This is a genomic window from Streptomyces sp. MAI_2237 (genome assembly GCF_054189285.1).
In genome coordinates, this window is sequence record NZ_JAJPGQ010000001.1 from 949,002 (window position 1) to 959,982 (window position 10,981).

The following is a 10,981-nucleotide window of genomic DNA, read 5'->3' on the forward strand; positions in this document are numbered from 1 at the left end:
CGTCGTCGTCTCAAGTGGCATGCATATTGCCGAGGGACGACGTTGGCCCTCTGCGGAGTGCAAAATTTCGTGCAGGTTACATGATGGAGCGATTCTCGGGAACCGGGATATCCCGTTCCAACATGCGGACACCGCGCGGCTGCGGCGCGGGTGCCGCGCCTGCGGTGGAAGCTATGGGGGCCGAACGGGACAGATCGATGTCCGCCGACCCGAAAGGCGGGGAGAGCTGCGTCGCCCTTCCCGCGGATGCGCGGCAGGCCTCATTGCCTGCAGCGCGTACGGCTCATGCCCGGTGGTCAACCATTCGAAACCAGCGAGTAACGGCTACTTATGCGGCCCGACGCATAAGTACCAGACGCCTTATCCTACGGCCGTTCCGAAGAAGCTGCCCAGGGCGTACGTCACACCCGCCGCGGCACCACCGAGAGCGAGCTGGCGCAGACCGCTGTACCACCAGCTGCGCGCGGTCACCCGGGCCACCACCGCACCGCAGGCGAACAGCCCGAACAGCGCGAGCAGCAGGGCCGGCCACAGCGCGGTCGCACCGAGCAGGTACGGCAGTACGGGCAGTAGGGCGCCCAGCGCGAAGGAGCCGAACGAGGAGACGGCGGCGACGAGCGGCGAGGGCAGGTCGCTCGGGTCGATCCCGAGCTCCTCGCGGGCGTGGATCTCCAGGGCCTGCTCGGGGTCCTGTGACAGCTGCCGGGCGACCTCGCGGGCCAGCGCGGGCTCGACGCCCCGGGCCTCGTACAGGGCCGCCAGTTCGGCCTCCTCATCGGCCGGGTGCTTGCGCAGCTCGGCACGCTCCACGGCCAGCTCGGCCTCGACGAGCTCGCGCTGCGAGGCGACGGAGGTGTACTCTCCGGCGGCCATCGAGAAGGCACCCGCGGCGAGTCCGGCGAGGCCGGTCAGCACGAGGGTGTTCGGACTCACGGCCCCGCCGGCGACACCGGTCATCAGCGCCAGGTTGGAGACCAGCCCGTCCATGGCCCCGAACACGGCCGGCCGCAGCCAGCCCCCGTTGACGTCCCGGTGCGTGTGGTTGTCACGGTGCGCCTCGTGGAGCGTGGCCTCGGTCTCGATGATCGCCATAGCGGGGGTCCCCCAGGGAAGCTAAGCCAAAGCTAACTTTGGACAATGTCTACTCTTCGACAACACGGAACCTACGCCTTCGCATTCCCGTCCGCCAGCAAGGAAAGGCTGGGCTAACCTGCGCTTTCGTGGTGTCGACCGGGTGACATGAGGCCCTTCGAGGCTGAGGTCAACCGCCGATGGTGGGACTTATCCGCAAAGGGTTTCGCGCCCTTGACGGACTAAGGGGCCCGCGCCCTGTACGGCCCCCCTCCCGGAGAGGCCCCGTATGCCATCGATCCGCGAACGCGCACGCGGCGCACTGCTCGGTCTGGCGGTCGGGGACGCCCTCGGGGCCCCCGCCGAGAACCTGAGACCGTCGCAGATCAGGGCCCGTTGGGGCCGTATCACCGGTTACGTCGCGGACGAGCCGGCCGGCACGGACGACACGGAGTACGCGATCTTCTCCGGCCTGCTGCTGGCCCGCCACGGCTCGGCCCTCACCCCGGCCCATGTGGAGGCGGCCTGGCACGAGTGGATCGCGGACCGCGCGGAGGGCCCCTTTCGCGGGGCGGGCTTCAGCGAACGCGGCACCCTGCAGAACCTCCGCCGCGGTCTCGCGGCCCCCATCTCGGCCCAGCACCGGCACGCCTGGAGCGACGGCCTGGCCATGCGCGCGGCCCCCTTCGGCGTCTTCGCGGCGGGCCGCCCCGCCGAGGCGGCCCGGCTGGCGGCGATCGACGGCTCGGTGAGCCACGAGGGCGAGGGCATCTACGGCGGCCAGGCGGTGGCGGCCGGAGTGGCCGCGGCGATGGCGGGCGCTGCGCCGACCGCCGTGGTCGCCTCGGCCCTCGCGGTCGTCCCCGACGACTCCTGGACGGCCCGCTCCCTGCGCCGCGCGGTCACGGTGGCCCACCGCGGCGAACGGGCGGTCCGCTCGGCGGTCGTCATCGGCGGCTACCCCTGGACCGACCTGGCCCCGGAGGCCGTGGCGCTGGCCTTCGGCGCGTACGCGGCGGCCGACGGCGACTTCCGCGACGCGGTCCTGACCGCCGTGAACATGGGCCGCGACGCCGACACCACGGCCGCGGTCGCGGGCGCGCTGGCCGGAGCGACACGGGGCGAGGCGGAGATCCCGCGGGAGTGGGCGTCCGCGATCGGCCCGGCCCGGGGGACCTGCCTGCCGGCGATGGCAGGACACCACGTCCTGCAGGTGGCCGACCTGCTGACGACGACCCTCACGGAGGCCACCCCATGACACCACCCCTCCCCTGGGACGAGGGCACGACCACCACCGAGCCGACGCTCGCGACGCTTCTCGAGCCCGCGGTCGCCGACGGCGGGGACGATCCACAGGGGCCACCCGCACCCGAGGACGCCCGCACGGGTGGTGCGGGTGGGTGCCGATCCGCCGAAGACGAAGCCGAGGCGTACCCCGGCACCCAGCGAACCGTCGGCCTCCTCCTGGGCCTCGCCGCGGGCGACGCCGCAGGCTGGCCCGCCGCCCGCCACAGAGCCGCCCGCATGCCCGACTGGACCCGTCGCCTCACCCGTGAACTCGACACCTTCGCCGAGACCAACGCCACGACCACCCTCCCCGTCCCCCTCGCCCTCAACCAGCCCCCCGAACCGCTCCACCTCGGCCCCTCCGACGACGCGGAATGGGCGGCCTTCGCAGCGGAGGCCCTCCTGCGCGCCGGCGACGACACCGTCCTCGCCGACCTCGGCCGGGAACGCCGTACGAGAGCGGCCATCGACCTCACCTGGAACGCCCTGGCCGGCGAGGTCGCCGCCGCGGCACAACGCGCCCCCGAGGTCGAGTCCGCCGTCCTCCCCCTCCGTGCCCGCATCTCCGTCCGCGCCGGCCTCGGCAACCTCGCCGCCGGCCTGCGCCCACCCGCCACCGGCCACGACAACCCCCACTACTTCGACGACGCGGCCTGCGTCAGGGCCTGCGTCCTCGCCGTCGCCCACCCCGGCGACCCCCGACTCGCCGCGGCCCTGGCCGAGTTCGACGCCCGCTACACCCAGGACGGCGACGGGGTACACGGCGCCCGCGCGATGGCGGCGGCCGTCTCCCTGGCCCTGACCGGCGCGGACGCGGACACCTGCGTCTCGGCGGCCCTGGCCCAGCTCCCCGAGGGCACCGAGATCGGCCGCAACGCCCGCCACGCCCTGAAGCTGGCCCACGACACCGAATCGGCGTTCGCCCTGGTCCCCCTCCTGGAACACCAGATCGTCGACCACGTCTACAGCTACGGCATCGCGGCGGCCGAGACGGTCCCGGTGGCCTTGGCCCTGACCGTCGCCGCCCGGGGCCGTATCACCGAGGCCGTACCGGCCGCGGCCTGTCTGTCCCGGGTCGCCGACTCCGCCCCGGCCCTGGCGGGCGCCCTGACCGGCGCACTGGGCGGCGGCGCGTCGATCCCCGCGAGCTGGCGCGACGCCTGCCGCACGCTCTCCGGCTGCGCGCTGCCCCGCCTCACCGGCACCGACCTGGTGGAACTCGCCGAACTGCTGGAAGCCGTACAACCGGCCCCGCCGGGTGGATGATTCGGGTCATGACACCCAAACACCCAGAAAAGAACCTAGAGGACAGCATCTCCGGAGCCCTGGTGGGCGCGGCGGTGGGCGACGCGTTGGGCGGCCCGGTCGAGGGCTACTCCCCCGCCCAGATCCTCGAACGCCACGGCGGCCGCGTCCACGGCGTCGTCGGCCCGTGGAACGGCGACGCCTGGCGCACGGCCCGCCCCCTGGCGCCGTACCACAAGGGCGACGGCCACGTCACCGACGACACCTTGATGACCCACGCCCTGGTACGGGTCTACGCGACCGTCCGCGACCACCTGGACGCCTACGCCATCGCCGACCACCTGGTCCCGGACCTGATGACGAACCCCCGCTGGATCCCGGAACTGGAGCAGGAGGCCCTCCCCCTGCACCGCCTCTTCCTCGCCGAGAAGTGGCTGGTGACCCGCCTCCACTACGCCCACGCGGACCCCCGCGAGGCCGGCGTGGGCAACATCGTCAACTGCGGCGCGGCGATGTACATGGCCCCGGTCGGCCTGGTCAACGCGGCCAACCCGCAGGGCGCCTACGCCGAGGCGATCGACGTCGCGGGCGCCCACCAGTCGTCGTACGGCCGGGAGGCGGCGGGCGTGTTCGCGGCGGCGGTGGCGGCCGCCTGCGCCCCGGACGCGACCCCGGACTCGATCGTCGCCGCCGCCCTGTCGCTGGCGAAGGACGGCACCCGCGCGGCGATCGAGCAGGTCTGCGAAGTGGCCTCCCACCACACGGACTTCGAGTCCGCCCTGGGCCCCCTCCGCGAGGCGGTCACCCCGTACGACACCGTCGGCCCCGACTACCGACGGCCCTCCCTCGGCGCTCGCCGCCCCTCCCGTCTGCACGCCATCGAGGAACTCCCCGTGGCGCTGGGCATGTTGCTGGTGTCCGGCGGCGACTACCGGCACGCGGTCCTCGGTGCCGTCAACTACGGTCGCGACTGCGACTCCATCGCGACGATGGCGGGCGCGCTGACCGGCGCCCTGGGCTCGCCTGTGCCTCAGGACTGGTCGAAGACGGTGGCGGAGGCGAGCCGCCTGGACCTGTGGGAGCCGGCCGCCACCCTCACCGACGTCGCACGGGAGGTCTTCGAACGGGACGTGCGCCGCCGCCGGGCCCACGAGTCGGCGTTCACCGAGATCGGGGGCCGGAGATGCTCCGACTGACCTGGGTCCAGCCGGAGGACCTGCTCGGCCACGAACTGCGCCAGGCACGGCTGGACGGCCGGGAGCCCGCGGCGATCGCGGCGCGGTGGCGGGCGGCGGGCGGCCCGGACGCCCCGGCCGCGGCGGGCGCGTCGGCCGGCCGGCCCTCGCGCTACCTGCGGCAACTCGCGGAGGACCTGCTCGACGAACTCGCCGATCTGCCGGACCGGTTGGCGGAGTCCGAGCCGACGGACCTCGCGCGGATCAAGGCGCTGTGCCCGAACTGGCCGATGCCGGTGAGCGACCTGACCCCCACACCGGCCGGCCTGGAAGCCGCCTGGCTGGGACGTGCGGTCGGCTGCCTCCTGGGCAAGCCCGTGGAGAAACTCCCCCTCGAAGCCGTCCGCGCGCTGGCCCGGTCCACCGGCAACTGGCCGCTCGGCACCTACTTCACGGCCGAGGCCGTCCCCGAGGACCTCCTGCGCGCCCACCCCTGGAACCGCCGCTCCGCCCCCACCTCACTCGCCGAGAACATCGACGGCATGCCGGAGGACGACGACCTCAACTACCCCCTGCTGAACCTGTTGTTGCTGCAACGCCACGGACGCCGCTTCACCCTCGACGACGTGGCACGGCTCTGGCTCGACGAGCTCCCGGCCGGCCGCACCTTCACGGCCGAGCGCATCGCCTACCGCAACCTGCTCAGCGGCATCGAACCCCCGCACACCGCCCGCCACCGCAACCCCTTCCGGGAGTGGATCGGCGCCCTCATCCGCGCCGACGTCCACGGCTGGACCAACCCCGGCGACCCGGCCGCCGCGGCGGAACAGGCCCACACCGACGCCACCCTCACCCACACCGCCAACGGCGTCTACGCGGCCATGTTCACGGCCGCCACCATCGCCTGCGCGGCGACCGGCACCCACGACGTCCACAGCTGCCTGCGCACCGGCCTCACCGTGATCCCACCCCGCTCACGGCTGTCCGAGGCGATCCGCCACGCCGTCCGACTCGCCCACGAACACGCCGACTTCGACACCGTCGTGGACGAACTCCACGCCACCTACGACGCCACCCACCACTGGGTCCACGCCGTCCCCAACACCGCCCTGATCGCCGCCGCCCTCACCCACGCCGACGGCGACTTCACGGGCTCCGTCTCCCGCGCGGTGGGCGGCGGCTGGGACACCGACAGCAACGGCGCCACCGCCGGCGGCATCGCCGCCCTCCTCGCCGGCACCCCCACCGCGCTCCCCCACCACTGGACGGCCCCCCTGAAGAACCGGCTCGCCACCTCCGTCGGCGACTTCCACGGCGTCGGCTTCGACACCCTGGCCCACCTGACCCATCGGGAGGCATCCCGCCCATGACCCACATCGTCGTGCTGGGCAGCACGAACATGGACCTCGTCACCTACGTCGAGAAGGCGCCGCAGCGCGGAGAGACCGTGACGGGACGGGAGTTCCGCACGATCCCCGGCGGCAAGGGCGCCAACCAGGCCATCGCCGCGGCCCACGCGGGCGCCACCGTCTCGATGATCGGCGCCGTCGGCACCGACTCCTACGGCCCCCGCCTGCGCGCCACCCTCGAACACTGCGGTGTCGACACCGACCTGCTCCGCACCATCGAGGGGCCCTCCGGCACCGCCCACATCGTCGTGGACGACGAGGGCGGCAACGCGATCGTCGTGATCCCCGGGGCTAACGGCACCGTCGACCACCTCGGCCCCGGCGACGAAGCCCTGATCGCCTCCGCCGACACCCTGCTCCTCCAGCTGGAGGTCCCGATGCCGGCGGTCGTCGCGGGCGCGCGGGCCGCCCGAGCCCACGGCGTCCGCACCGTCCTCACCCCCGCGCCCGCCCAGCCTTTGCCGACCGAACTCCTCGCCGCCGTGGACCTGTTGGTGCCCAACGAGTACGAGGCGATCACCCTCACCGGCAGGACCGACGCCGTCGAGGCGGCCATCGCCCTGCTGGACAGCGTCCCGGCGGTGGTCGTCACGCTCGGCGCGGCGGGCAGCCTGTACGTCGCGCGCGGCGCCGAACCGCTCGCCGTTCCCGCGCCGCAGGTGACCGCCGTGGACTCCACAGGCGCGGGCGACACCTTCGTCGGCGCGCTCGCCACGGCCCTCGGCGAGGAGCGGCCGATCCGCGAGGCCCTGCGGTGGGCAGCCGCCGCGGCGGCCCTCTCCGTCCAGCGGCCGGGCGCCTCCGCGTCGATGCCGTACCGCTCAGAGATCGAGGCCCAGTACACGTCATGACCACAGCCCCCGCCCCCCGCACCGCCCCGCTCACCGGTCTGCGGGTCCTCGACCTCGCCACCCTCTTCGCCGGTCCCCTCGCCGCCACCATGCTCGGCGACTTCGGCGCGGAGGTGATCAAGGTCGAGCACCCCGGGAAGCCCGACCCGTCACGCGGGCACGGCCCGTCGAAGGACGGCATCGGCCTGTGGTGGAAGATCCTCGGCCGCAACAAGCGCACGATCACCCTCGACCTGTCCAAGAGGGGCGGCCGCGCCACGCTGCTGCGGCTGGCGGCCGAGGCCGACGTACTGATCGAGAACTTCCGCCCCGGCACCCTGGAGAAATGGGACCTCGGCTGGCCGGAACTCTCCGCCGCCAACCCCCGTCTGGTCCTCACCCGCGTCACCGGCTTCGGCCAGTTCGGGCCCTACGCCCACCGTCCCGGCTTCGGCACCCTCGCCGAAGCGATGAGCGGCTTCGCCGCGATCACCGGCGAGCCCGACGCCCCGCCGACGCTGCCGCCCTTCGGCCTCGCCGACAACATCGCGGGTCTGGCGACGGCGTACGCCGTCATGACGGCCCTGGCCGCCCGCGAGCGCACCGGCGAGGGCCAGGTCGTCGACATGGCGATCATCGAACCGATCCTGACCGTCCTCGGTCCCCAGCCGACCTGGTACGACCAGCTCGGCTACGTCCAGCGGCGCACCGGCAACCGCTCCGCCAACAACGCCCCACGCAACGCCTACCGCACGGCCGACGGCACCTGGGTCGCCGTCTCCACCTCGGCCCAGTCGATCGCGGAACGGCTGATGACGCTGGTCGGCAGACCCGACCTGATCGACGAGCCGTGGTTCGCGACGGGCGCCGGCCGCGCCGCGCACGCCGACCTCCTCGACCAGGCGGTCGGCGCCTGGATCGCCGCCCGCACCCGCACCGAGGTGCTGGCGGCCTTCGAGAAGGCGGAGGCGGCGGTCGCCCCCATCCAGGACGTACGGGACGTGCTGACCGACCCGCAGTACCAGGCCCTCGACACCGTCACCACCCTCGACGACCCCGACCTGGGCCCGCTGCGCATGCAGAACGTCCTCTTCCGGCTCTCCGAGACACCCGGCGCCATCCGCTGGGCGGGCCGCGCCCACGGCGCCGACACGACGGAGGTCCTCACCGAACTGGGCCTGACGACGGCCGAGTTGGCGGCCCTGCGCGAGGAGGGCGCGGTATGACGCCACCGACCACGCTGACCTGGCTGTACGTGCCGGGCGACCGGCCCCGCGTGGTCGCCAAGGCGCTGGTCTCCGGCGCCGACGTCGTCATCGTCGACCTGGAGGACGCGGTCGCCCCGGAGCGCAAGGCCTACGCCCGGGAGGCCACCGCCGACCTGCTGTCCTGCCGCCAGCCCGTCCCGGTCCACGTCCGCGTGAACGCCCTGGACGGCCCCCTCGCGGCCCGGGACCTGGAGGCGATCGCGCCGCTCCCCGGCCTCGCGGGTCTACGGCTGCCCAAGGTGACGTCCCCCGCATCGCCACGGCCATCGCCCGCGCCTCGGTCTCCGGGGCGGCCCCCGGCCTGTACGCCCTGCTGGAGACGGCCCTGGGCGTGGAGCACGCCTACGCCATCGCCGCCGCCCACCCGTCCCTGCGCGGCATCTCCCTCGGCGAGTCGGATCTCCGCGCCGACCTCGGCGTACGCGAGGACGCGGGTCTCGACTGGTCCCGTTCCCGGGTGATCGTCGCGGCGCGGGCGGCACGACTGCCCCCGCCGCCCCAGTCGGTCCACCCCGACATCCGCGACCTGGAGGGCCTGGCCGCCTCGTGCACCCGCGGCCGCGGCCTCGGCTTCCTGGGCCGCGCCGCCATCCACCCCCGCCAGCTCCCGATCATCGAACGCGCCTACCTCCCCACCCAGCGGGAGATCGAGGAGGCGGAGACGATCGTGAAGGCGGCAACCCGCGAAAAGGGCGCCCAGGCCCTCCCGGACGGCCGCTTCATCGACGCGGCGGTGGTGGCGGCAGCCCACCGCACCCTGTCCCTGACGAACCGCCGCTGACCCATGTCCTTGCGCCGCGACGGCGAGAACCACGACGGCGGGCCCCGGCGTTGCCAAACCCACCGGAACCCGCCGTCGAACGAACGGCTCAGCTCTTCTTGGCCGACTCGGCGTCGTCCTTGGCCTCGGTCTCGTCTTCGTCCTTGACCTCGTCGGACGCCTCGTCCTTCACCTCGACGTCGGCCTCACCGCCGGAGGCCTCCTCACCACCGGAGGCACCCGGCTCGACCACCGCTTCCCGCCCCGGCCGCTTCTTCGCCGAGATCACGATGTACGCCACCGCCAGCAGGAACACGATCCCCGCGGTCCAGTCGTTCAGCCGCAGCCCCAGGATGTGGTGCGCGTCGTCGACCCGCATGTACTCGATCCAGGCCCGGCCCACGCAGTACGCGGCGACGTACAAGGCGAACGCCCGCCCGTGCCCCATGTTGAAGCGCTTGTCGGCCCAGATGACCAGCAGTGCCACGCCGATGCACCACAGGGACTCGTAAAGGAAGGTGGGGTGGTAGTACCCGGGCACGCGGCCGTCCGTCGAGGACGTGATGTGCAGCGCCCAGGGAACGTGCGTCTCCTTGCCGTACAGCTCCTGGTTGAACCAGTTGCCCCAGCGGCCGCAGGCCTGCGCGAGGGCGATGCCGGGGGCGACCGCGTCGGCGTACGCGGGCATCGGAATGCCCCGCCGGCGGCAGCCGATCCAGGCGCCCAGCGCGCCGAGCGCGATCGCGCCCCAGATGCCGAGGCCGCCCTGCCACACCTTGAAGGCGTCCACCCAGTCGCGGCCCTGGCTGAAGTACAGCTCGTAGTCCGTGATGACGTGGTAGAGCCGGCCGCCGACGAGGCCGAAGGGCACCGCCCAGACAGCGATGTCGGCCACCGTTCCGGCCCGCCCGCCGCGGGCGATCCAGCGCTTGTTGCCGAGCCAGACCGCGACGAAGACGCCGATGATGATGCAGAAGGCATAGCCGCGCAGCGGAATGGGGCCGAGATACAGCACCCCGCGTGACGGGCTCGGAATGTAGGCAAGTTCTTCCATGGCAGGGTCGACGCTACCGTGCCGGACCGGGCCCACGGCAGGCAGCCCGGCTACGGGTCCATAACGGGCGGGTGTGAATACGCCCGCCGCGCCTTACCCCTTGTCGGCCTGCTGGACCAGCTGCTTCAGCTTCGCCGGGGTCATCGACTGGTCCTGGTAGATGTTCTTGCCGTTCAGCAGCACGGTCGGGGTGCCGGTGAAGCCGCTCGACTTGAACGCGGCGTTCGACTTGTCCACCCAGGCGTCGTGCGTGCCCTTGTCGACGCAGGCGCGGAAGGCCGTCGTGTCGAGCCCGCCCACCTTGCCGGCCAGCGCGATGAGCTTGGTGTTGTCGCCGAAGGCGTCGTTGGTCTCCTCGGGCTGGTTGTCGTAGAGCACGTCGTGGTAGTCGCGGAACCTGCCCGCGTCCTGGGCGCAGGCCGCGGCGTTGCCCGCGCGCAGGGAGCCGGTGCCGCCGAGGTTGCCGTCGATGAGCCTGACCAGGTGGTACTCGATCCTGAGCTGTCCGGAGTCGGCCAGTTCGTGGAGCGTGGGGCGGTAAGCCGTCTCGAAGGCCTTGCAGGCCGGGCAGCGGAAGTCCTCCCAGACGGTGAGCGTGGACTTGGCGCCGTCCTTGCCGACCGGGACCGCCAGGCCGTCCTTGCCCTGGGCCCCCGACGGGGCGGTGGCCGGGCCGGAACTCTTGGAGCCCTTGTCCTTGCCCGCGTTGGCGGCAACCACGCCGATCACCGCCGCGAGGCCGAGCACGCAGACCACGCTCGCGCCGACGATCAGGGCCCGCCGCCGCTTCTCGGCGGTCTTCTGCTTCTCGCGCTCGGCCGCCAGCCGCTCCCGGGCGGCGCGCTTTCCCTTATGGTTCTTCTCGCTCACACCCAGGGAACG

General features: G+C 73.2%; 9 protein-coding genes and 1 pseudogene. 7 read left to right on the plus strand and 3 right to left on the minus strand.

The annotated features are described in order from the left end of the window. Nucleotides 1-360: 360 nt before the first annotated feature. A complete protein-coding gene (locus tag LN251_RS04420) occupies nucleotides 361-1,092 on the minus strand; it encodes a VIT1/CCC1 transporter family protein (protein WP_458243175.1) in 732 nt (243 codons plus the stop codon). A 268-nt stretch (nucleotides 1,093-1,360) separates the two neighbouring features. On the opposite strand from LN251_RS04420, the gene LN251_RS04425 reads away from it, so the two are divergent. The 7 genes and pseudogenes from LN251_RS04425 to LN251_RS04455 all read left to right on the plus strand — a co-directional run bounded on the left by LN251_RS04425 (nucleotide 1,361) and on the right by LN251_RS04455 (nucleotide 9,066). Next, nucleotides 1,361-2,329 carry an ADP-ribosylglycohydrolase family protein gene (locus LN251_RS04425; RefSeq protein ID WP_458243176.1) on the plus strand — a complete coding sequence of 323 codons (969 nt, stop codon included), beginning with the start codon at nucleotides 1,361-1,363 and terminating at the stop codon, nucleotides 2,327-2,329. Next, nucleotides 2,326-3,624, plus strand: a complete 1,299-nt coding sequence (locus tag LN251_RS04430) for an ADP-ribosylglycohydrolase family protein (RefSeq protein ID WP_458243177.1) — start codon at nucleotides 2,326-2,328, stop codon at nucleotides 3,622-3,624. Before LN251_RS04425 ends, LN251_RS04430 begins: the two co-directional genes overlap by 4 nt. Before the next feature lie 8 nt (nucleotides 3,625-3,632). After that, nucleotides 3,633-4,799 carry an ADP-ribosylglycohydrolase family protein gene (locus LN251_RS04435; protein WP_458243178.1) on the plus strand — a complete coding sequence of 389 codons (1,167 nt, stop codon included), beginning with the start codon at nucleotides 3,633-3,635 and terminating at the stop codon, nucleotides 4,797-4,799. Beyond that, a complete protein-coding gene (locus LN251_RS04440; protein ID WP_458243179.1) occupies nucleotides 4,787-6,148 on the plus strand; it encodes an ADP-ribosylglycohydrolase family protein in 1,362 nt (453 codons plus the stop codon). The genes LN251_RS04435 and LN251_RS04440 overlap by 13 nt, the downstream gene beginning before the upstream one ends. Continuing rightward, nucleotides 6,145-7,038 (plus strand): ribokinase, encoded by an 894-nt coding sequence (gene rbsK / locus LN251_RS04445; protein ID WP_458243180.1) that lies wholly within the window; start codon nucleotides 6,145-6,147, stop codon nucleotides 7,036-7,038. Before LN251_RS04440 ends, rbsK begins: the two co-directional genes overlap by 4 nt. Continuing rightward, nucleotides 7,035-8,243, plus strand: coding sequence for a CaiB/BaiF CoA transferase family protein (locus LN251_RS04450; protein ID WP_458243181.1), 1,209 nt, complete (start codon nucleotides 7,035-7,037; stop codon nucleotides 8,241-8,243). The genes rbsK and LN251_RS04450 overlap by 4 nt, the downstream gene beginning before the upstream one ends. Next, nucleotides 8,240-9,066 (plus strand): annotated as a pseudogene (locus tag LN251_RS04455) (HpcH/HpaI aldolase/citrate lyase family protein). The gene LN251_RS04450 and the pseudogene LN251_RS04455 overlap by 4 nt, the downstream one beginning before the upstream one ends. 88 nt (nucleotides 9,067-9,154) lie before the next feature. Here the strand turns inward: LN251_RS04455 and lgt are convergent. Beyond that, nucleotides 9,155-10,099 (minus strand): prolipoprotein diacylglyceryl transferase, encoded by a 945-nt coding sequence (gene lgt, locus LN251_RS04460; protein WP_458243182.1) that lies wholly within the window; start codon nucleotides 10,097-10,099, stop codon nucleotides 9,155-9,157. 93 nt (nucleotides 10,100-10,192) lie between these two features. Continuing rightward, the gene (locus LN251_RS04465) at nucleotides 10,193-10,969 is read right to left on the minus strand and encodes a DsbA family protein (RefSeq protein ID WP_458243183.1); all 777 of its coding nucleotides are present in this window, start codon (nucleotides 10,967-10,969) and stop codon (nucleotides 10,193-10,195) included. Between the last annotated feature and the right edge of the window lie 12 nt (nucleotides 10,970-10,981).